17 protein-coding genes and 4 tRNA genes are annotated in these 21,920 nt (G+C 55.9%); 13 read left to right on the top strand and 8 right to left on the bottom strand.

Annotated elements, in window-relative coordinates; translation table 11 throughout:
• Window positions 1-38: 38 nt before the first annotated feature.
• Window positions 39-929 (top strand): LysR family transcriptional regulator, encoded by an 891-nt coding sequence (locus tag QOL67_RS11825; protein ID WP_430458951.1) that lies wholly within the window; start codon window positions 39-41, stop codon window positions 927-929.
• Between the two features lie 217 nt (window positions 930-1,146).
• Here the strand turns inward: QOL67_RS11825 and QOL67_RS11830 are convergent, their stop codons facing one another.
• The 3 genes from QOL67_RS11830 to phaZ all read right to left on the bottom strand — a co-directional run bounded on the left by QOL67_RS11830 (window position 1,147) and on the right by phaZ (window position 6,896).
• Window positions 1,147-1,344, bottom strand: coding sequence for a hypothetical protein (locus tag QOL67_RS11830; protein WP_283426176.1), 198 nt, complete (start codon window positions 1,342-1,344; stop codon window positions 1,147-1,149).
• A gap of 10 nt (window positions 1,345-1,354) precedes the next feature.
• Entirely contained in the window at window positions 1,355-5,020 is a 3,666-nt protein-coding gene (locus QOL67_RS11835) for a vitamin B12-dependent ribonucleotide reductase (protein ID WP_283426177.1), read from the bottom strand.
• A 592-nt stretch (window positions 5,021-5,612) separates the two neighbouring features.
• Window positions 5,613-6,896 (bottom strand): polyhydroxyalkanoate depolymerase, encoded by a 1,284-nt coding sequence (gene phaZ / locus QOL67_RS11840; protein ID WP_283426178.1) that lies wholly within the window; start codon window positions 6,894-6,896, stop codon window positions 5,613-5,615.
• A gap of 108 nt (window positions 6,897-7,004) precedes the next feature.
• Here phaZ and QOL67_RS11845 point away from each other — a divergent pair, with 108 nt between their 5' ends.
• The 5 genes from QOL67_RS11845 to QOL67_RS11865 all read left to right on the top strand — a co-directional run bounded on the left by QOL67_RS11845 (window position 7,005) and on the right by QOL67_RS11865 (window position 10,767).
• Window positions 7,005-8,798, top strand: coding sequence for a PHA/PHB synthase family protein (locus QOL67_RS11845; protein WP_283426179.1), 1,794 nt, complete (start codon window positions 7,005-7,007; stop codon window positions 8,796-8,798).
• Window positions 8,799-8,942: 144 nt separating this feature from the next.
• Window positions 8,943-9,389: a phasin family protein gene (locus tag QOL67_RS11850; protein ID WP_283426180.1), complete on the top strand. Its 447-nt coding sequence runs from the start codon at window positions 8,943-8,945 to the stop codon at window positions 9,387-9,389.
• Window positions 9,390-9,525: 136 nt separating this feature from the next.
• A complete protein-coding gene (gene phaR, locus QOL67_RS11855; RefSeq protein ID WP_283426181.1) occupies window positions 9,526-10,077 on the top strand; it encodes a polyhydroxyalkanoate synthesis repressor PhaR in 552 nt (183 codons plus the stop codon).
• A 158-nt stretch (window positions 10,078-10,235) separates the two neighbouring features.
• Window positions 10,236-10,673, top strand: a complete 438-nt coding sequence (locus QOL67_RS11860) for an HU family DNA-binding protein (protein ID WP_283426182.1) — start codon at window positions 10,236-10,238, stop codon at window positions 10,671-10,673.
• A gap of 18 nt (window positions 10,674-10,691) precedes the next feature.
• Window positions 10,692-10,767, top strand: a tRNA-Val gene (locus QOL67_RS11865).
• Between the two features lie 55 nt (window positions 10,768-10,822).
• Here the strand turns inward: QOL67_RS11865 and QOL67_RS11870 are convergent.
• Window positions 10,823-11,824 (bottom strand): GlxA family transcriptional regulator, encoded by a 1,002-nt coding sequence (locus QOL67_RS11870; RefSeq protein ID WP_283426183.1) that lies wholly within the window; start codon window positions 11,822-11,824, stop codon window positions 10,823-10,825.
• A gap of 117 nt (window positions 11,825-11,941) precedes the next feature.
• On the opposite strand from QOL67_RS11870, the gene QOL67_RS11875 reads away from it, so the two are divergent.
• A tRNA-Val gene (locus QOL67_RS11875) sits at window positions 11,942-12,017 on the top strand.
• A 179-nt stretch (window positions 12,018-12,196) separates the two neighbouring features.
• Here QOL67_RS11875 and QOL67_RS11880 read toward each other — a convergent pair.
• The gene (locus tag QOL67_RS11880) at window positions 12,197-12,388 is read right to left on the bottom strand and encodes a hypothetical protein (RefSeq protein ID WP_283426184.1); all 192 of its coding nucleotides are present in this window, start codon (window positions 12,386-12,388) and stop codon (window positions 12,197-12,199) included.
• A gap of 236 nt (window positions 12,389-12,624) precedes the next feature.
• On the opposite strand from QOL67_RS11880, the gene QOL67_RS11885 reads away from it, so the two are divergent.
• Both QOL67_RS11885 and QOL67_RS11890 read left to right on the top strand, forming a co-directional pair.
• A tRNA-Asp gene (locus QOL67_RS11885) sits at window positions 12,625-12,701 on the top strand.
• A gap of 61 nt (window positions 12,702-12,762) precedes the next feature.
• Window positions 12,763-12,839: transfer RNA gene (locus QOL67_RS11890), tRNA-Asp, on the top strand.
• Window positions 12,840-12,965: 126 nt separating this feature from the next.
• Here QOL67_RS11890 and QOL67_RS11895 read toward each other — a convergent pair.
• Window positions 12,966-14,339: a M20/M25/M40 family metallo-hydrolase gene (locus tag QOL67_RS11895; RefSeq protein ID WP_283426185.1), complete on the bottom strand. Its 1,374-nt coding sequence runs from the start codon at window positions 14,337-14,339 to the stop codon at window positions 12,966-12,968.
• A 217-nt stretch (window positions 14,340-14,556) separates the two neighbouring features.
• On the opposite strand from QOL67_RS11895, the gene hemA reads away from it, so the two are divergent.
• The 3 genes from hemA to ispG all read left to right on the top strand — a co-directional run bounded on the left by hemA (window position 14,557) and on the right by ispG (window position 18,384).
• The gene (gene hemA, locus QOL67_RS11900; RefSeq protein WP_283426186.1) at window positions 14,557-15,780 is read left to right on the top strand and encodes a 5-aminolevulinate synthase; all 1,224 of its coding nucleotides are present in this window, start codon (window positions 14,557-14,559) and stop codon (window positions 15,778-15,780) included.
• 110 nt (window positions 15,781-15,890) lie between these two features.
• Complete coding sequence (locus QOL67_RS11905) at window positions 15,891-17,108, top strand: helix-turn-helix domain-containing protein (RefSeq protein ID WP_283426187.1); 1,218 nt, start codon at window positions 15,891-15,893, stop codon at window positions 17,106-17,108.
• A 148-nt stretch (window positions 17,109-17,256) separates the two neighbouring features.
• The gene (gene ispG, locus QOL67_RS11910) at window positions 17,257-18,384 is read left to right on the top strand and encodes a flavodoxin-dependent (E)-4-hydroxy-3-methylbut-2-enyl-diphosphate synthase (protein WP_283426188.1); all 1,128 of its coding nucleotides are present in this window, start codon (window positions 17,257-17,259) and stop codon (window positions 18,382-18,384) included.
• A 207-nt stretch (window positions 18,385-18,591) separates the two neighbouring features.
• Here the strand turns inward: ispG and QOL67_RS11915 are convergent, their stop codons facing one another.
• Both QOL67_RS11915 and QOL67_RS11920 read right to left on the bottom strand, forming a co-directional pair.
• A complete protein-coding gene (locus tag QOL67_RS11915; RefSeq protein WP_283426189.1) occupies window positions 18,592-19,347 on the bottom strand; it encodes a DsbA family protein in 756 nt (251 codons plus the stop codon).
• Between the two features lie 10 nt (window positions 19,348-19,357).
• Complete coding sequence (locus QOL67_RS11920; protein ID WP_283426190.1) at window positions 19,358-20,704, bottom strand: M48 family metalloprotease; 1,347 nt, start codon at window positions 20,702-20,704, stop codon at window positions 19,358-19,360.
• Window positions 20,705-20,745: 41 nt separating this feature from the next.
• Between QOL67_RS11920 and QOL67_RS11925 the strand changes: the two genes are divergently transcribed.
• Complete coding sequence (locus tag QOL67_RS11925) at window positions 20,746-21,897, top strand: pyridoxal phosphate-dependent aminotransferase (RefSeq protein ID WP_283426191.1); 1,152 nt, start codon at window positions 20,746-20,748, stop codon at window positions 21,895-21,897.
• The last annotated feature ends 23 nt before the right edge of the window (window positions 21,898-21,920 follow it).

Genomic DNA, 21,920 nt, shown 5'->3' on the forward strand with positions numbered 1-21,920 from the left:
ATTGACAGGTATGTCGTGCGTATTTTGCATGAATGGACGTGAGAGATTTGAATTTAGCGCTGTTGGTGCAAGCGCAGGGCAGTATCGCCGGCGCTGCGCGGGTGTTGGACTTGGACCCCTCGTCGGTGTCGCGCAGCTTATCAGCCTTGGAGGCCGAGCTAGGCGTGCGGCTGTTTCATCGGACAACGCGAAAACTGTCGACGACGGAAGAAGGTGCAGCTTTTTTGCGGCGGGTGGGGCCATTGGTGGAAGAGATGCAAGCAGCAGCGCAGGACGCGGTGGGCACGCGGCAGCAGCCTACTGGTACCTTGCGGATGACGGCGTCTGTGGCCTTCGCGAGTCAGAAGATAGTGCCGGTTTTGCCTGCGTTTGCGGAGCGGTATCCGGAGATTTCCGTTGAGGTGATCAGCAGTGATGCCAATTTGGATTTGGTGGAGCAGGGAATCGATTTGGCGGTGCGGTTGGCGCCTGCACCGAAAGGGGATTTGGTGTGTTCGAAGCTTATGACAACGCGCTATCACTTGGTGGCAAGCCCAGCCTACTTAGAGCGTCGGGGAGCTGTAGAGACGCTCAACGATCTGTGTGACCATGACTGTTTGCGCTATGCGTTGCCGGGGATCAGCAATGTGTGGCGGTTTCGGGGGACGGGCACTACGTCTTTAGATGTAAACGTGACTGGGCGGCATAAATTCTCCAATGCGCTGGCGCTTTTGGAGGCAGCGCGACAGGGGTTAGGGGTGGCCTTGTTGGCGGATTGGTTGGTCACACAGGATTTGGCTGACGGGCGATTGATCGAGCTGTGTATGGACCATATCGGCACAATGACCGAGTTTGAGACAGCAGCGTACTTGCTATTTCCGAACCGTTCCTACCTGCCAGAGAAAACCCGAGTCATGATCGAGTTTTTGAAAGAGAGTTTTGGCGCATAGGGCAAAAAAATGGGGGGTCAAAAGACCCCCCAGTTTCGCCATTCAGGCTCACTCTATAATTACCGCTCGATGTTTTTTGCCTGCGGCCTGAATGTCGTCGGAGCGAGCGCACCCGCTCCGTGGAACGCCACTGCCTAATCTTAGGGACGGCAGCGGAGTATGTCGTCGGGGGCCGAGGCCCCCTACCCAGGTCCCCCCGGGATCTTGTCATTACCGATCAGGAGCTTTTGCGTGACGCAAAGAGCGCGTGTTCGGCGTAATCGTCGTTGGCCGCCTGCGGGGCAGGGGCGCTTTTGTCTGCGTCGCCACGCACCTTGCGGGCCCAGTCTCCGCTGATGCGGATGGTGCCCACCAGCGTGTCATTGGCGGTTTGGCTTTGATCGTCGTTAGACGGAAGGCTTCTGCTCTTCGTCACAGTCATCTCCTTAGCTACAGCCCGAGGTGGCGCCGCAGGTGTTGCATTTCATACAGGTGCCGTTGCGCACCAAAGTGTAGTTGCCGCAGTCACCACAAGGATCGCCCTCGTAGCCTTGCATTTTGGCTTTGGCGCGCTCGTTCATCGGTGGTGAGACCGCTGTGACGGAGGCGCTAGGTGCCATGTCTGATACGGCCGCGCCAGTGGTTTCCGGCACCAAAGTTGTCAGATTTTTGACAGCATCGGAGTTATCCACAGAAATGTTGCCGCCGCCGTTCAAAACCACCAGTTCTTGGGGCAGGCGTTTACGCAGATACCCGGTGGAGGAGATCTGTTTTAGAACCTCAAGCGAACGAGAGGCGGCGGTGTCAGACAGCTCGGATACGTTGGACACGCCTTCTTCCTCGCCACGTCCAACATCGTCAAACGTGGTGCCTTCTGGCTTGATATGCGCAAGGTCGGTACGGTCGAGGTAAGACACGGCCAATTCGCGGAAAATATAGTCGAGGATCGAGGTGGCGTTTTTGATGCTGTCGTTGCCCTGCACCATGCCCGCGGGCTCAAACTTGGTGAAGGTGAAGGCGTCGACAAATTCTTCGAGCGGCACGCCGTATTGCAGCCCTACTGAGACGGCAATGGCGAAGTTGTTCATCATCGCGCGAAAGCCAGCACCTTCCTTGTGCATGTCGATGAAGATTTCACCCAAGGAGCCGTCCGAGTATTCGCCGGTGCGCAGGTAGACCTTGTGGCCGCCCACAACAGCTTTTTGGGTGTAGCCTTTGCGGCGCTCCGGCATTTTCTCGCGACCACGGGCCACTTCTTTGACAATGATTTTCTCGACGATCTTCTCGGCCAATACCTGCGCCTTTTCGGTCATGGACCCAGATTCGAGCACTTCGGCGGCGTCTTCGTCGTCCTCTACCAGTGCAGCAGCCAGAGGTTGGGACAGTTTGGAGCCATCACGGTAGAGCGCGTTGGCTTTGATGCCGAGCGACCAAGAGAGCTCATAGGCGTTTTGGCAATCCTCGATGGTGGCATCATTGGGCATGTTGATTGTTTTGGAGATCGCGCCGGAGATGAAGGACTGCGCGGCGGCCATCATGGTGATGTGGCTGTCCACAGACAGGTAGCGTTTGCCTTTTTTGCCGCACGGGTTGGCACAGTCAAAGATGTGATAATGTTCTTCCTTGAGGTGTGGCGCACCTTCCAAGGTCATGGTGCCGCAGACATGGTCGTTGGCGAGATCGATGTCAGCTTTGGTGTAGCCCAAGTGGCCAAGCAATTCGAAGGCTGGATCATTGAGCTTCTCTGACGGAATGCCCAAAACATTGGTGCAGAACTCTTCGCCTAGGGTCCATTGGTTGAACACAAAGCGGATGTCGAAGGCAGAGCCAAGTGCAGCCTCGATTTTCTCGATTTCGTTGGTGGTGAAACCGTGACCAATCAGGGACGTGTGGTTGATGCCCGGCGCGTTGCCGATGGTGCCATGACCCACTGCGTAAGACACAATCTCTTCGATCTGAGCGGAGGAATAGCCGAGGCCTTCAAGCGCTGCAGGAACGGAGCGGTTGATGATTTTGAAGTAGCCACCGCCGGCGAGCTTTTTGAACTTCACCAGCGCAAAGTCCGGCTCAATCCCTGTGGTGTCACAATCCATCACCAGACCAATGGTGCCGGTTGGAGCAATCACCGAGGTCTGTGCGTTGCGGTAACCGTTTTTCTCACCCAGCTCGAGGGCTTCGTCCCATGCGGATTTGGCCAGCTCAACCAGCATTTGGTCGGGGCAGTTTTCTGCGTCCAGTGGCACTGGTTTGACTGCGAGACCTTCGTAACCGGAAGTCAGGCCTTGAGCGGCACGGCGGTGATTGCGGATCACGCGCAGCATGTGTTGGCTGTTGCGGGCGTAGCCGTCAAAGGCGCCCAGTTCGCCAGCCATTTCAGCGGAGGTGGCATAAGCCACGCCGGTCATCAATGCGGTGAGAGTTCCACCAAGGGCGCGGCCTTCTACAGAGTTGTAGCCGTGTCCCATGGTCATCAGCAGCCCACCGATGTTGGCGTATCCGAGACCCAACGTGCGGAAATCATAGCTGCGTTGGGCAATTTCTTTGGATGGGAACTGCGCCATGGTGACGGAGATTTCCAGCGTCACGGTCCAAAGACGTGTCGCGTGCATGTAATCTTCGGCCTGGAATTCACCGTCTTTCAGGAAGGACAGCAGATTCATGGAAGCGAGGTTACAAGCGGTGTCGTCGAGGAACATGTACTCGGAACACGGGTTGGACCCACGGATTTCACCGTCTTCCGGGCAGGTGTGCCAGGCGTTGACCGTGTCGTGGTACTGAATGCCTGGATCGGCGCAGGCCCAGGCGGCGTGGCCGACATCTTCCCAAAGATCACGGGCTTTGATGGTTTTGGCCACTTTGCCGTCGGTGCGGCGGATCAGCTCCCAATCGTCGTCATTCTCAACGGCCTTCAAAAAGGCGTCCGTGACGCGGATCGAGTTGTTGGAGTTTTGGCCTGAGACAGATGCGTAAGCCTCCGAATCCCAGTCGGTGTCGTAAGTTGGGAACTCGATACTGGCGTAGCCCTGTTTGGCATAGTCCAGCACGCGCTTAATGTAAGTCTCTGGGATCATGACCTTTTTGGCGTCGCGGATCGCGGACTTCAGGCCGTCGTTGGTTTTGGCGTCGTAGGCGTCTGCCTCAGCACCGTCCCAAGCTTTAATGGCGGCAAAAATGCCGTTGAGCTTTTGCTCGTGCATCTTGGAGCCGGCCACGATGGACGCAACCTTCTGCTCCTCTTTGACCTTCCAGTTGATGTATTCTTCGATGTCCGGGTGGTCTGCGTCAACAATCACCATCTTGGCGGCGCGACGGGTGGTGCCGCCAGATTTGATGGCACCCGCGGCGCGGTCGCCAATTTTCAGGAAGCCCATGAGGCCGGAGGATTTGCCGCCACCTGAGAGAGATTCGCCATCAGCTCGCAGCGAGCTGAAGTTGGTGCCGGTGCCGGAGCCGTATTTGAACAGGCGGGCTTCGCGGACCCAAAGATCCATGATGCCGCCGTCACCCACCAGATCATCGGCCACGGACTGAATGAAGCAGGCGTGGGGTTGTGGGTGTTCGTACGCGGATTTTGACTTGGTCAGTTTGCCACTTTTGTAGTCGACATAGTAGTGCCCCTGTGATGGTCCATCGATGCCATAGGCCCAGTGCAGGCCAGTATTGAACCATTGTGGCGAGTTGGGTGCGGCGCGCTGGGTCGCCAGCATGTAGCGCATTTCGTCAAAATAGGCGCGGGCGTCATCTTCAGAAGAGAAATAGCCGCCTTTCCAGCCCCAATAGGTCCAGGCCCCGGCGAGACGGTCAAACACCTGTTTGGCGCTGATCTCGCTGCCGATGGCCACGTCATCATTGGCAGGGACCGAGCGCCACAGGAATTCCGGGACGCCTTTTTCACGTACTTTGCGCAGCTTGGCAGGCACCCCAGCTTTGCGGAAGTATTTTTGGGCAATCACATCAGAGGCAACCTGAGACCAAGTGGACGGGACTTCGATGTCAGCAAGGTGGAAGACAACGGTGCCGTCCGGATTGCGAATTTCAGATTCGGTGGTCACAAAATCCAGATCAGCGTAAGCGTCTTGTCCGGTCTTGGTGAAGCGTCGTTGAATCTTCATGCCTGTCATCGTCCCCAATGCCAAAGTGTCTCATGGTGCACGTTCTGTGCGGTTTGCGGTGCTGCCATTTTGAACCCTTGGAGCGATGGGCGGACCAGCAGGCAAAGGGATACCGAGGCGCAAACGCGCTGCGTTTGTCGCTGACTCAGGCCCAAAGGGGCATTTGACAGAGTTTGTCCCTGCTACCTTGGTCGCCACTATATCTAGTGGGTTTTCTCGGCTGCTGCCACAAACTGGCGTATCGGCCCCTAAAGGGTCAACGGATTTATTTACCAAAAATCAGGATTTTTCCTGTTGACGGAAAGGGGGCGGCGGCGACTCGCCTAAAGGCTGCGATTCCTCCACAGGGGCGTTTAGAGACCGTTAATATTGGTTAATTCCTCTAAACGTTTGAAAAAAGGCGTTTCTGCTTTGGGGCGAGGGCAGGGGAGGGAGTTATCCACAATATTTAGCAGCGTGCAGACATTTCTGTGGAAAATGTTGGGGGAGATTGATGTGCATCTTTTGCAACGGTGATCATCAAATACAACAATGGGGCGAATCGCGCCCTGCGATCGCCCCATTTGTGTGCGGAGGTTGCGGATCTGCTGGTTTAGGCCGCGGTGTTTTTGTTTGCGGCCTTGCGCGGCGCGGTTTTTTGGGGCGCCTTTGCGTTGGCGTCGATGAATTCCAGCACCAGCGGGCGGATGTTGTTGCGCCAGCTTTTGCCCGCGAAAATGCCGTAGTGACCTGCGCCTAGTTCAACGTGGCTGGCTTTTTTGCTGTCAGGCAGGCCGGTGCAGAGATCCAGTGCGGCGATACATTGGCCTGGTGCGGTGATGTCGTCTTTGGCACCTTCGACGGATTTCACTGCCACGGTGGTGATTTTGCCGATATCAACCTTGCGGCCCGCAACTACAAATTCGTTGTTGGCGATTTCACCGTTTTTGAACAGACGTTCCACGGTGGAGAGGTAGAATTCCGCAGTCATATCCATTACGGCCAAATATTCGTCATAGAATCGGTTGTGCGCGTCGTGATCGGAGGCTTCGCCCCGGGATACACGCATGATCTGGTCGTTAAACGCCTTTGAGTGACGTTCCCCGTTCATCGACATGAAGGACGAAAGCTGCAACAGGCCGGGGTAGACCATGCGTCCGACGCCCGGGTGTTTGAAGCCAACCCGCTGGATCATGGTTTCTTCAAGCTGCCCCATGGTGACGCGGTGGCCAAAGTCGGTGACCTCAGTTGCGGCGGCGTTTGGATCAATTGGGCCGCCGATCAGAGTGAGGGAGCGCGGCTGGGCTTCGGGATCTTCCTCGGCCAAATAGGCGGTGGCAGCCAATGTGAGCGGGGCAGGCTGGCACACGGCGATCACATGGGTGTCGGGGCCAAGTTCCTTCATAAAATCAACAAGGTAGAGGGTGTAATCTTCCACATCAAACTTGCCTTCGGACACAGGGATGTCACGCGCGTTATGCCAATCGGTGATGTAGACTTCGCAATCGGCAATCAGGCTTTTCACGGTGGAGCGCAACAGGGTGGCGTAGTGACCGGACATCGGAGCAACCAGCATAACCTTGCGCTTCATTGGCTTGCGGCCGGACACTTCAAAATGGATCAAATCGCCAAAGGGACGTTCGATCACGGTGTTGATGTTGACGATGTGGTCTTTGCCATCTTCGCAGGTGAAGCTGTCGATACCCCAATCGGGCTTCACAACCATGCGTTGGAAGGCGCGTTCGGTGACTTCGCCCCAAGCCGCCATCCACTGCAATCCCGGGTTAGGGACCAATGCGAAGGCCGGGTATGACGCCATGGCGCTGGCGGTCGCGCCCAACCATTGGTTGGTGTTCCGCATTGTTTCCATCAGGTCGTACGTGGCCATGTATCGCATGTGCTTCGTCCTATCGTTTGGGGTATGCACCCTGTGTTTTCCCCAGTAATATTGAGGGGGCGCTTGGTTAATGCTGCACAGCAGCGACATTAGGGCGGATAGGTTAATATGACAACAAATGAGACTGAATCTGGCGAAAAAATGGACCGCCTGAACGCGAATTTGGCAAAAGTTGAAGCATTGTCGTTGCGATTAACCGAAGTTCTTGGGCGACGTAAGCCATTGAGAGATGAGCTAAATTCCCCCGAACCTGAAGTATTCATGAACGCTGCCAGTGCCTATTGGCAGGCGATGGTCGACAACCCCGGAAAAGTTATCGAAAACCAGCTCGATCTGTGGAGTAAGTCGGTTAAATCCTTTGTGGACGCACAGAATATCATGCTTAAGGGGCAGTTTTCTGCACCGCAGGATGAGACGCCGACAGACCGGCGATTCTCTCATCCAATGTGGAAATCGCACCCCTATTTCAATCTGCTCAAACAGCAGTACATGCGCAATTCTGAGGCGATCAAAGCGGCTGTTGGCGAGCTTGAAGGACTGGCTCCCAAAGACAAGCAGAGGATCGAATATTTCTCCAATCAGATTGTCGACATGATGTCGCCAACCAATTTTTTGGGCACAAATCCCGATGCGTTGGAACGAGCGGTGGAGACCGAAGGTCAGTCATTGATTGATGGGTTGCAGAACATGATCTCTGATCTGGAAGCCAACAACGGTGAACTCTTGGTGAAGCTGGCCGACGAGGATGCCTTTGAGATTGGCCGCAACATTGCGACAGCGCCAGGCAAGGTGGTGTTCCGCAACCGGATGTTCGAGCTTTTGCAGTTCTCGCCGACCACCGACACAGTGCATGAAGTCCCGCTGATCATCTTTCCGCCCTGGATCAACAAATACTACATTTTGGACCTCAAAGAGCAGAACAGCCTGATCCGTTGGTGTGTGGCGCAAGGCTACACGGTGTTTGTGGTGAGCTGGGTCAATCCGGATCTGTCCCATGCGGATGTGGGGCTGGATGACTATATTGAGGAGGGGTTCCTTGAGGCGATCGCTCAGGTCAAAGGCATCACCAAACAGAAACAGGTGAATGCTGTTGGTTATTGTATTGCAGGGACCACGCTGCATTTGACGTTGTCGTTGATGAAGCAGCGCGGTGATACGTCGGTCAAGTCGGCGACGTTCTTCACGACGCTGACGGATTTTTCCGATCAAGGAGAATTCACACCGTTTTTGCAGGATGATTTTATCGACGGCATTGATGATGAGATCGAGGAGTTTGGCATTCTGCGTTCCTTTATCATGCAGCGCACGTTCAGTTTCCTGCGGTCCAATGATTTGATCTACGGTCCCGCGATCAAGAGTTATTTCATGGGCGAGGCGCCCCCTGCCTTTGATCTGCTCTATTGGAACGGCGATGGCTCGGGCCTGCCGGGCAAGATGGCGCATCAATATTTGCGTGAGCTGTGCCAAGCCAACAAATTTGTCGGCGAGGGCGTCGAACTGTGTGGCACAACGCTCAAGATCAGCGAAGTGGATGTGCCAATTTGTTCTGTAACTTGTGAAACGGATCACATTGCACGGTGGAAAGACTGTTATCACGGGTTCCAGCAGACCAAGAGCCGGTCCAAGACCTTTATTGTATCTCAGTCAGGTCACATCGCCGGGATTGTGAATCCGCCGAGCAAAAAGAAGTACGGCCACTACACCAATACCGACCTGAAAGGGAGCGCTGCGGACTGGATGAATGGCGCAACCTTCCAAGAGGGGTCCTGGTGGCCGCGTTGGGATGGCTGGCTATCCAAAAAATCGGGCAAAAAGATCGCTGCGCGGCAACCCGGGGATGAATCACATCCAACGCTTGGTGAGGCTCCAGGCAGTTATGTCCTGAAAAAAGCTTATAAATAACAGGATATTGAAAGGTTTTTGCTGCGCTGCAGCAAAAAATACTTGAAATGCTGCGGTGCAGAATGCATATTCATTCCTGAGACTAGAAACGCAGCCCATACTCCTCCTCATCACGGGCTGTCATTTGTTTAAGGAACTATACCAATGGCAAAAGCGACACAGGACATGACCGCAATGTTCAAAGACGTATTGGGTGCATTCCCGGTTGATACAACAGCATTTGAAGGCGCTTTCAAAAACTCCGCAGCGCTGAACGAGAAGCTGACCACTGTTGCGCTGGGCGCGGCTGAAAAGTCATCTGAGATCTCCACCAAGTGGACCAAAGACACTCTGGCGAAGCTGGGTGACATGACCAAAGCCAAAGAAGATCCAGCGGATTACGCCAAAGCGATGACCGATTTTGCGTCCGCACAGGCTGAAGTTGCTGCAGAAAACATGGCTGCGTTTGCTGAAGTTGCGAAAAAAGTTCAGATGGAAACTGTTGAGCTGCTGATGTCTGCTGGCAAAGAAGCTTCTGAGGAAGCAACCGCCGCTGTGAAAAAGGCCACAAACGACGTGTCCGCAGCCGCAAAAAAAGCGACTTCCAAGTAAGAAAAGCCGCAACTCGGTACCCTTATCCTCCCTGAGGGTGCAGATTGCGTGAGCGGGCTTTATGCCCGCTCTTTCTTTTTGTGCTGCAGTCGCATAGGCTTTTTCTGCAGCGCGCAAAACATTTGGGGAGAATGACGTGGGCGAAGACACCAAACCACTGCTGATCAAACGCTACGCCAGCCGGCGGCTCTACAATACAGAGACCAGTGACTATGTCACATTGGAGGATATTGCCGGTTTCATTCGATCCGGCCGCGAAGTCCAGATCATCGATCTAAAAAGCGGGGATGATCTGACCCGCCAGTACCTGCTTCAAATCATTGCAGAACATGAGAGTCGCGGTGAGAATGTTTTGCCTGTGAATGTGCTCAACGATCTGGTGCGCGCTTATACAACTCAGGCAACTTCGATGGTTCCCCAATTCTTGCAGACTTCTTTTGACATGCTGCGTGACAGCCAAGAAAAAGTTATGGAAAGCATGGGCACCGGTATGGCAATGCCGGGTCTGGAAGCGATGCAGGCGCAGCAAGAAGCTTTCATGAAGGCAATGACCGGCGGCGTGGCTTGGCCGGGAGGCGCTGCACCCGGTGCTGAGAAAGAAGAAGCAGCCAGTGGTGACGGCGAAGATCTCGACGACATCAAGAAGCAGTTGGCCGAATTGCAGGACAAACTGTCCAAGTTGAAGTAACAACTCTCCGCAGTTTTAATTCAGTTTAAGTGGCGCGCATTTAGTGCGCCACCGGTGTCTGGCGACCAGATATTGTGGGAAATTAACGATTTACCTGTCTTTTACCTGTTGCGCTCGCTATGCTGGTGTTGTTGAGCAGACCAGTGAGGTAGAAAGCCATGGCTAAGGCTCCCGCAACGACGCGCAAGAGCGCGTCCAGCAGTAAGACGCGTGCGCGCGCAACCACGTCCCGCAAAACCAGCACCAGCTTGAAAGAGATTGCAGAGGCGGCGGAGCCGACTCCTTCGGTTGTGGCCGAGGGGCCAACGGAGGACGGCGGTTTGGATCTCATGCGCAAGAAAGAACTCATTGAAGCGGCTGTCCTGCGAGCTGGCGTGAAGAAGCGTGACGCCAAGCCAGCTATTGAGGCGGCACTTTCAATCATCGGGGAAACCCTCACGTCGGGGCGCGGTTTGAACATGCCTGGTCTTGGCAAAGTGAAAGTGCAAAACAGCAAAGAGTTGGAAGATGTGCAGGTGGTGAATCTGCGGCTGCGACGTAAAACTGGCGAAGCCGAAGAAACTGTCAAAGAGGGGCTTGCAGAGCCTGCGGAGTGAGTTTAGAAGGCGCGCACCGGGTCGTTAGCTCAGTTGGTAGAGCGCTTCGTTTACACCGAAGATGTCGGGAGTTCGAGCCTCTCACGACCCACCATTAATTTCGCGGGCGCTCCCTTAAGTGGTTGAGCGCCCGTTTCTTTTACGGTGTGTTACCCGTGTCCGGCAGAGAACCGGTGAGGTGAAATGCCGTAGGTTTCGCGGAATCGTTTTGAGAAATTTCCAGCGGACTCATATCCACAGGCTATCGCCACATCGACAACCGGCATGTCGGTCTCAGCCAGTAAGATACGGGCGCGTTGCAAGCGCAGGTCTTGAAGGAAGCGTTTTGGGGTGGTGTTGAGGTGCGTCTTGAAGAGTCGCTCCATCTGGCGGCGGGAGACGCCGAGGCCGCGCGCCACCTGATCGAGGTCGATCGACTCTTCAAGATTCTCTTCAAAGTGCGCGATGATCTTGACTAGCTTGTCGTTGCGGTTGCCTATCACCGCGGCGGTCGAGCTTTGCTGACGGTCGGTCTCTGAGCGCTGTACTGTGTGGAGGCACATATTGAGCACGGCCCGGGCGAGCGGCGCTCCGTGGCGGTCGTAGATCAGCTTCAGGAACAGGTCCATGGCCGCGACCCCACCACCGCAGGTCATGATGCGATCATCAATCGCATAGAGCTGTTCTAGCGGGTCCAGGGTTGGGTACATCTCCCGAAAAGGGGTGATGTTCTCCCAATGCAGGGTGAAGTCTTTGCCTTCAAGGATGCCTGCCTTGGCTAAAGTGAATGCCCCGGTGCACAAGCCCCCAACCCGGCGGCCGGTGCGCCATTGATGGCGAATCCAATCGCCCACTTTGGCTGTGGCCGCGCGCTCCGGTTCTACCCCGGAGCAAACAAAGACGCAGGCGTTGGTGGGAGTGTCGCCAAGCTGCGCGTCGATGCCTATTTCGATTCCATTGGAGCAGCGCACGTTTTCGCCGGTTTCCGACATGGTGGTCCATGTGTAGAGAATCTGTCCGGTGAGCTGGTTTGCGATGCGCAAGGTCTCCACGGCAGAGGTAAACGCCAACATTGAAAGATTCGGCTGCAGCGCGAATACAATAGGATCAGGAGATTCTACTGCATCAACAGCAACGTGGGCGACGCCCTTGGGCACAATTGGATCGGGCATGGGGTGGTCATTTCCCTTTTTTTTGGGCCACCCTATGAGGAAGTTCGGTTAGACGCAAAGAAAGTTCATAAAGGGGGCTTGCATGTGCCCGCGGTAGGGTCTAAATCCCCGCCTACCGGGTCGTTAGCTCAGTTGGTAGAGCGCTTCGTTTACACCGAAGATGTCGGGAGTTCGAGCCTCTCACGACCCACCATTTCCCTCTACCAGCGCCAAAATTCCGAGAGCTTCTAGAGGCGCTCTCAGTTGCAAATTTCCAAGTGATGTTGACCAAATTGAGTGTTTGGCCGGGTTGGCTATTGTTTTTTACATGCTCGGGAACAAAAAAAGCGATCCCCGAAGGGACCGCCCGAAATTCCAGTCAGTGGCTGAAATTTAGCCAGCAGTTGCCGGTGCGCAAACCAGGGCGCCGGAGTCTGTGGTCAGCAGGTCGTAACCGGCCATACAGCTTGCGTTGCCGCGTTTGTCAAAATCAGGCTGAGCGTAAACCGGGGTAGGCTCTTCTTGCTGAGAACACGCAGCAAGAGTGATACCGGCAACACACAGGGCAGCATAAAGTGGTTTCATCGGGTTATTCCTTCAAAGGTAATTGAATCAAGTAAGCACATCTAATCACAAAAAATTCAGCGCGCAAAGCACTCTACGCGGGAGTCTGCCAATGAAGAAACCCCTGTGGTGAATGGCCAACATTACGCTTCGGAAAATTTCTTCGATTTTCGTGCGGATATCCGCTTGACGCGCCAGAGCACTCGGCATAAACCACGCCACACGCTGAACGGCATACGCCAGACAGCAGGTAGTGAGCGGTTGTAGCTCAGTTGGTTAGAGTACCGGCCTGTCACGCCGGGGGTCGCGGGTTCGAGCCCCGTCAACCGCGCCACACTACCAACCCAAGTCCTGGGCCTTCGGGAATGGACACGCCGAAAGGCGAAGATATATGCGCGGTTGTAGCTCAGTTGGTTAGAGTACCGGCCTGTCACGCCGGGGGTCGCGGGTTCGAGCCCCGTCAACCGCGCCACTTCTTCCTCCCCTAAACAGAGATGATGAATTGGTTCCGCGCATACTATCTTTGCGTGGAATTTTGGTAGAATCAAAAAACGCGCCCATTGAGGCGCGTTTTGTGATTTCTAGCCTTCTCAAAGGGTTAGTTGGAGAGTGCCGCCAGGATTCGCGCCCAAGAGCGGGTGCCTTTGTGGAAGCTCTCCACATTGTATTTCTCATTGGGAGAGTGGATTTGGTCGTCGTCGCGGCCAAAGCCAATCAGCATCGAATCCATGTTCAGCATCTCTTTGAAGAAGCCAGCGATCGGGATGGAGCCTCCGCAGCCGACATAGGCTGCAGGACGGGGCCACTCGTCACTGAGCGCAATGCGCGCCTTTTCAAAAGCAGGGTCTTCGATCGACATTTGTGAGGCGGTGGAGCCTTTTTCGGAGCGGTACTCCACGGTGAACCCGTCTGGCAGGCGGCTTTCGAGGTGCGCGCGGAAGCTTGCGCGGATCTTGTCCGGATCTTGCTGGCCCACGAGGCGGAAAGATAGCTTGGCAGAGGCTTGTGACGGCAAAACGGTTTTGAAGCCGTCACCAGTGTAACCACCCCAGATTCCATTCACGTCACAGGTTGGACGGGACCAGATTTGTTCCAGCGGCGTGCGGTCTTGCTCGCCGGCTGGGGATTTCAAGCCCACATCGCCAAGGTAGATGCCGTGATCGAAATTCAAGCCCTGCCACTGCGCACGGATGTCGTCAGCCAATTCAGGCACGTCGTTATAAAATCCATCCAATGTCACCGCGCCGGTGTCGTCATGTAGGTCGGCCAAGATACCGCTCAGTACACGGATTGGGTTCATGGCTATGCCGCCATACATTCCGGAGTGCAAATCGCGGCTTGGTCCGGTGATGGTGAAATCTTCGGCGAGTAAGCCGCGCAGCATGGTGGTGATCGCGGGGACGGCGCTTTCAAACAGGCCGGTGTCACAAATCAGGGCAATGTCGCAGCTCAACTCCTCAGCATTTTCCTTGAGGAACGGCACAAGACTTGGGGAGCCGGACTCTTCTTCGCCTTCAAACAGGAAGGTGATTTTGCAGGGCAGGGAGCCATGTTCGGATTTCCAGGCACGGCAGGCTTCCACAAAGGTCATCAACTGACCTTTATCATCAGATGCACCGCGTGCGCGGATCACTTGGCCGGCGTCTGTATCTTCCAACGCAGGGTCAAAAGGGTCCCGGTCCCACAGCTCCAGCGGGTCAACCGGCTGCACGTCATAGTGGCCGTAAAACAAAATGTGTGGTCCGGGGCCATCCACATGGCCAACAACCATTGGGTGGCCGGTTGTGGGACGTTTTTGTGCATCAATGCCAAGGCTTTGCAACTCATTGACCAGCCAATCCGCAGCAGCGTCCACATCGGTGTCAAACGCCGGGTCGGTCGAAATGGATTTTATGCGCAACAAGTCGAATAGGCGCTCCAACGCCTCTGGCATGTTTTGGTCGATGCGGGCGAGAACGGGATCAAGCGTCATGAAAGCCTCCTTTAGGTGCGACGATTTGCAGGGACCGTATCACCCCAAGTCCGACTGTCCAGACTCGCTCTTTCACAGTTTGATCGATATCAATGTGCAAAAGATGTATCATTTGGTAGCCATTGCCGAAAACGCGACAGATCACTAAAAGAGCGCCAATACCCAGAGGGGGTGTTGCGACGCCAGGTCGCCCGGACCGGGAAGAAGGAAAGCCACTGTGGATTATACTGCGAAGCTAGATACCGCACTCACACGTCTTCATGACGAGGGGCGCTATCGCACGTTCATTGATATCGAGCGTAAGCAAGGCCATTTCCCACATGCCACTTGGACCCGCCCTGATGGCGAAGCGCAGCCAATTACCGTGTGGTGCGGCAACGACTACCTTGGCATGGGGCAACATCCAGTTGTGCTTGAGGCGATGCACGAAGCGGTGGATGCCACCGGTGCGGGTTCCGGCGGGACGCGCAATATTTCCGGCACGACGGTGTATCACAAGCGTCTGGAAGCCGAGATTGCAGACTTGCATGGCAAAGAATCAGCTCTGCTTTTTACCAGCGCCTACATCGCAAATGATGCAACTTTAAGTACTTTGCCAAAGCTCTTCCCTGGATTGATCATCTATTCGGACGAGTTGAACCACGCCTCGATGATTGAAGGTGTGCGCCGCAACGGCGGGGCAAAACGCATCTTCAAACACAACGATGTGGCGCATCTGCGGGAACTTCTGGAAGCAGATGATCCGGCGGCACCGAAGTTGATTGCCTTTGAATCGGTCTACTCGATGGACGGCGATTTTGGTCCAATTGAAGCGCTTTGTGATCTGGCCGACGAATTTGGCGCGCTGACCTATATTGATGAGGTGCACGCGGTGGGTATGTATGGCCCGCGCGGTGGTGGCGTGACCGAGCGTGACAATCTTGCGCATCGCATCGACATCATCAATGGCACTTTGGCAAAAGCCTATGGTGTGATGGGGGGATACATCGCAGCGTCGGCGAAAATGTGTGATGCAGTAAGGTCTTATGCACCGGGTTTCATCTTTACCACCTCGCTTCCGCCAGCCGTAGCTGCTGGGGCCGCGGCCTCTGTTGCACATCTGAAGAACGATCAGGCGCTGCGTGATCTGCACCAAACCCAGGCGCAGATTCTGAAGTTGCGTTTGAAAGGCTTGGGTCTGCCAATCATTGATCATGGCAGCCATATTGTACCGGTGATTGTAGGCAATCCTGTGCACACAAAGGTGCTGTCTGATCATCTGTTGGAAGACTACGGCATCTATGTTCAGCCGATCAATTTCCCGACGGTCCCGCGTGGCACTGAGCGGCTACGATTCACACCCTCGCCGGTGCATGGACCCAAGGAAATTGATGCCCTTGTGAGTGCGATGGACGCCCTTTGGAGCCACTGTGCGCTGAATCGTGCCGATATGGCGGGGTAAGATGACTTCTTAGTGTAGAAACCCTTGTTTGTGTTATATTCATTCCCAACAAGGGGATCGGTTCGAATCGGGGACTTTCAGGACCGGCGATGCAATAAGAGGCCAGTGGGATGATCGGGCGCAGATTCAAGCGCAATACCGAAGCGGTAGACGAAGGCCCGAAAGGGTACGACGATTTTGACGTGCAACTTGGCGACATGATGCGCGGCGAACGAGCGACTTTGGGGAAGTCGCTCTTGGATGTGCAGCGCGAGTTGCGTATCCGAGCAAGCTATGTGGCTGCAATCGAAAATTGCGACCCGTCAGCCTTCGAAACCCCAGGATTTATTGCTGGATATGTGCGGTCTTACGCACGTTACCTTGGAATGGACCCGGAACAGACGTTCAGCCTCTTCTGTGCGGAGAGTGGTTTCACCACGGCGCACGGCATGTCGGCGGAGGCATCTGGCGTACGCAAGGCTGAGCCAATTGCCCCAGCCATGACCGGTCATGATCCGTTCTCTTCCTCAAACACGCCGTTTACTCCGATGCGGGAGTCGTTGCTGTCTCGGGTAGAGATGCGTGCCGTGGGCTCCTCGCTAGTACTGGTCGCGTTGATTGCGGGGATTGGCTACGGCGGTTGGTCGGTTTTGAATGAAATTCAACGGGTTACCTTGGCGCCAGTGGAGCAGTCTCCGGTTGTGCTAAGTGATCTCGATCCTCTGGATGGGGCAGGGCGGGCGCCTGTTGCGCCGTCGCAGACAGAAGCCACAACTGACGTGGCAACCGCTGGAGCAGGAGTATTTGCCCCGTCTGATGCGTTGGACCGTTTGTATCGTCCGCAAGCGCTGGATGTGCCGGTGTTGGTGGCGCGGGATGCACCAATTTCGCAGCTGAACCCGAACAACGTTGGGGTTTTTACGCCTGAACTTCCCACAGCTGTTGCAATGACTTCTCCTGTTGCGGACACGTTGCCGGTGCCAAAGGTGATTGAAGACGATGCGCCAGAGCTGGTGCTCATGGCGGTGCGGCCTGCTTGGGTGCGCGTACGTGCAGCGGATGGCTCTGTTTTGTTTGAAAAAATTCTCGATGCAGGTGAAGAGTATGTGCTTCCCGCCACTGAAGAGCCGCCGACACTGCGGGCCGGCATGTCGGGTTCCGTGTACTTCAAGGTGAACGGTGAGCTGTATGGACCGGCCGGTGAAGGCACTGGGACGGTGCGAAATCTCGCGTTGGCCACTGATGCGCTGAAAGAAAGTTTTGCGGTGGCGGATTTGAGCGATGATCCGGAATTGGCAAAGATCGTGGCTTTGGCTGCGGCGCAGAATGTGGTGATTTCGGACGAGTGATCTGCTGCCAAAAGCAGAAAGAATTCAAATGGTTAGAAAGAGCGCCCTTGAGGCGCTCTTTGTCTGTGCGCCATCGCGCATTGCTCCTTTTCCCGTATCGGAATAGACAGACAACAAACCCATCTCCGCTGTGGCGAAAGGCCTTGATATGTCGATGAATCACATCCGCCCTTGGCGCAACATCGAGCGCCGCAAATCCCGTCAGATCATGGTGGGCAATGTGCCGGTTGGGGGCGATGCGCCAATTGCGGTGCAGACCATGACCAACACTGACAGCGGTGACGTGAAAGCCACGCTGGGTCAGGTGTTGGCAGCCGCAGAAGCAGGTGCCGATATTGTACGCATCTCAGCACCGGATGTGGCGGCGACTAAGGCGCTGAAAGAAATCACAAAAGAGAGCCCGGTTCCGATCGTGGCGGACATCCATTTCCACTACAAGCGCGCGATTGAGGCGGCGGAGGCCGGGGCGGCCTGTTTGCGGATCAACCCGGGCAATATCGGGGATGAGAAGCGGGTCAAGGAAGTCATCAAAGCGGCCAAGGATCATGGCTGTTCGATCCGCATTGGGGTTAACGGCGGAAGTCTGGAAAAACACCTGCTCGACAAATACGGTGAGCCGTGCCCGGATGCGATGGTTGAGAGTGGTCTCGATCACATTAAGATATTGCAAGATAACGATTTTCACGAGTTCAAGATTTCCGTGAAAGCGTCTGATGTCTTCATGTCGGCGGCGGCCTATCAAATCCTTGCGAACGCCACGGATGCACCGATTCACCTTGGCATCACCGAGGCTGGTGGCTTTGTCAGCGGGACTATCAAGTCTGCAATTGGCCTTGGACAGCTGTTGTGGATGGGAATTGGCGATACGCTGCGCGTCAGCCTAAGTGCTGATCCGGTGGAAGAGGTGAAAGTTGGCTTTGAGATCCTCAAGAGCCTTGGTCTGCGCCATCGTGGGGTGAATATCATCAGTTGTCCAAGCTGTGCGCGGCAAGGGTTTGATGTGATTAAGACCGTGGAAACATTGGAAAATCGCCTTGCGCATATCCATACCCCTTTGAGCCTGTCGATCATCGGTTGCGTGGTGAACGGGCCGGGCGAAGCACTGATGACAGATGTCGGTTTCACCGGTGGTGGGGCTGGATCTGGCATGGTCTACCTAGCTGGGAAGCAAAGCCACAAAATGTCCAACGAGGCGATGGTGGAGCACATCATTGAAGAAGTGGAAAAGAAGGTGGCAGCGATCCAGGCTGCGGAGGCGGCTGACGCGGCGGAGTGATCCACTTCTGCAATCGAATCAAAGATTAACGGCAAAGACGGGCTGATTTGGCACGTCGGTATTGCGTCTGTTTCACGACTGTTTTGCGGTGGTGCCAATTTTTGGATGTGGCACATTGGGGCACCGCCCGTTGCGCAACGGGCGGTGCAACGCAAAACACCGCAACGGCGGGCGCTGCGGTGTTAAACTGTGGTGTTGGCCGATGGATTAGCCGCGCTTGTCTTTCACAATTGCCCGCATGCCTTTCAGAGGCACATAGCCGCGCACCATCTCGTCATGGAAGACAAAGCTAGGTGTGCCGGTGATGTTCAGGTCGCGGGCGAGGGCGCGTGTGGTGGCGATCTCTTTTTCCACCTCTGGTGCGTCCATGTGATCGAGGATCATGTCGGAATCAAAACCCAGGCCTTTGGCCAGTTTGCGCAGGGATTTTTCAGTTACGTCCCCGCGCATTTTGATCAGCGTGTCCGCTGCCAATTTGTAAGCCTCATCGCCGAGCTTCTGTTTCACAGAGATGGCAAAGCGGGAGCTGAGGTCGCTGGCTTCGCCAAGGATTGGGTATTCTTTGACGATGATGCGGATGTTGCCGTCACTTTTGAGCAGTTCGGCCACCTCATCGTGGGCTTTGCGGCAGTAGCCGCAGCGGTAGTCAACAAATTCAACAATGGTGATGTCACCTTCGAGGTTGCCGCCGACGTAGCTGTAGCCGTCGTCAAACAGGCGATCCGCGTTGGCGGTCACAAGGTCAAAGTCGGCAGTGGCCTGGGCTGACGCGTTGCGCTCTTCCAGCACGGCGACGGCTTCCATGATCACTTCGGGATTTTCCAGAAGATAGGCGCGGACTTCGGCGCGGAAGGCTTCGCGGTCATCATCAGACAGTTTGTCGATGTCAAAGGCCAGTGCAGGGGTGACAGCAAGGGCAAGTGCCAGTGCACTGGTGGCCAGTTTGGTTGTGAGTTTGCTCATGAATGTGTCCTCATTTTTTCTTGGTGCGGCGTTTTACTGCACGCGCGATGTCGTCTGCCCTACGGAAGGCACTGGAGCCTTGCGGCAAGCGGGCCATGGCCCGTTGGGCGTGGATTTCTGCGTCGTCCAATCGGTTGGCGAGCGCGTAACGTTCTGCAGCCAGAAGAGAGGCCATGCCGTGTTGGTTGGTTTGGGCATAAGCCGTGCCAAGGTCGCGTAACACGCGGGCATCGCGAAAGTCCCGTGCACGGGCGGCCTCAAGATACTGCAGGGCTTCGTTGGGACGGTTTACGGTCAGCAAGGCGCGCCCCAAGCCGCCAAGGATCAGCGCATTGGAGGGCGCGAGATCAGCAGCTTCCTTGTAGGCCGCGACAGCGTTTTGAAATTGGCGACTTTCCAGCAGGATTTGGCCTTTGAGCTCGTAGTAGTATGGATCGCCGGGGCGGGCGGCGAGCGCCTGATTGATGTGGGAGATCGCCTTGGACGCGTTTTGCTGGCGGTGGTAGGCCACAGCGAGGCGCATGTGTCGCACGTCTTCGGCGGTGCTTTCCTGATACCGCGACAGGGTCCATTTGGTGGGGCGCAGGAAAGCGGTGGTTTTGCCGCGCGCGCGATCATACCAGTAGTCCAGCTCCGGTTGTGGTTTTGCGGTCCCTGCATAAGCGGTGACAAAGCGCTCCATGGCGCGCAGGCGATCTCGGGTCAGCGGGTGGGAGCGCATGTAGGGATCTTGGCGGGAGGTGGCCAGCAACTCTTGGCCTTCAAACAAACGGTGCACCTCCAACGTGCCAGACGGGTCAATGCCAGCGCTGGCCAGATAGCGGATGCCGGATTGGTCGGCGGAGGATTCTTCGGCGCGTGTGTGGGCGAGAAATTGTCGCAGGGCGGAACTTTGGGTGCCAAATGCAAGCGCCGCGCCAACGTCGCCACGTCCTGAGGCTGCGGCCGCTGCCAAACCCAGCGCAAGGCCAAGCCCGGCGGCGGTGCGGGCCGAATCAAGGTTGGCCATGCGCCGCGCAATGTGACCGTTGGCGATGTGGGCGGCTTCGTGAGCGATCACGGATTGCAGCATTTCCGGCGTGTTCATACGCATGATCATGCCGGAGTTGATAAAAATATGGCCATGGTCGAGTACAAAGGCGTTCAAACCCTGGTCATCGACCATCAGAATTTTGATGTTGTCGCCAAGGCCAGCCGCATAGAGCACAGGGGCTGCCATGCGTTGCAGGGCGTGTTCGATGTCCGGATCGCGCAGCAGAGACACAGCATGAGCGGCAGTTGAGGTTCCGACAAGCGCACAAGCCGCCAGCAGCGTGACGACGCGGGCGCGCAAAGCGGTGATTGACGGCGCCGTCATTTCGCGGTGAAACCTCATGGGCGACAATAGGAACGAATTTGATGCGGACTTCAAGGCGTGGGGCGGTTGATCCCTTTATTGTGATGGATGTGATGGAAGCGGCGCGTCAGGCCGAGGCGGACGGGCGCCACATTATCCATATGGAAGTGGGGCAGCCCGGCACGGCAGCACCGGAGGGCGCTCGCAAAGCGCTGACCGAGGCAATGGCAGATGACGCGATGGGCTACACGGTTGCCTTGGGGCTGCCTGCGCTGCGGGCGCGGATCGCACAGCTTTACGGCGAATGGTATAATGTGGATCTTGATCCGAGCCGGGTGATTGTCACGCCGGGCTCGTCGGGTGCATTCTTGCTGGCGTTCAGCGCGTTGTTTGATGCGGGCGAACGTGTGGCGATTGGGGCGCCGGGCTATCCAAGCTATCGGCAGATTCTGAAGGCGCTGAGTTTGCAGCCGCTGGATGTGCAGACCGCCCCGGAGAACCGGCTGCAGCCGGTGCCGGATGATCTGCGGAGTTTGGATTTTGAGGGGCTGATGGTGGCCTCACCTGCCAACCCCACCGGCACAATGCTTGATAGTGCCGCGATGGGTTCATTGATCGATCTGTGTCGTGAGAAAGACGCGGCGTTTATCAGTGACGAGATTTACCACGGCATTGAATATGAGGCGAAGGCAGTCACAGCCCTGGAACTCACGGATGAGTGTTATGTGATCAACAGCTTCTCCAAATATTTCAGCATGACCGGTTGGCGGGTTGGTTGGATGGTGGTGCCGGACGATCACGTGCGCAAGATCGAGCGGTTGGCGCAGAATATGTTCATTTGTGCGTCTCATCCAAGCCAGGTCGCAGCTTTGGCAGCGATGGATTGTACGGAAGAGCTTGAGGCCAATATGGTGGTCTACCGTGCCAATCGGGCGATGATGGCGGAGGGGCTGCCCAAAGCGGGATTCAGCGAGTTTGCGCCGCCGGACGGAGCGTTTTATTTCTACGTGGATGTGAGTGCCTTTACCCAGGACAGTCGCGCTTTTGCCCGCGAGATTTTGGACGAGGCAGGCGTGGCGGTGACACCGGGGATGGACTTCGATCCGGTCAGGGGCCATCAGACGCTGCGGTTCTCTTATGCGCGCAGCACTGCCGATATTGAGGAAGGTTTGGCGCGGCTGAAGATGTTCATGGCTGCGCGCGGATTTGTGTAAGGCGTGACGGCAGAGGGGCGTTG

Origin of the sequence: Shimia sagamensis, assembly GCF_900182745.1 — a bacterium.
Taxonomy (GTDB): Bacteria; Pseudomonadota; Alphaproteobacteria; order Rhodobacterales; family Rhodobacteraceae; genus Shimia; species Shimia sagamensis.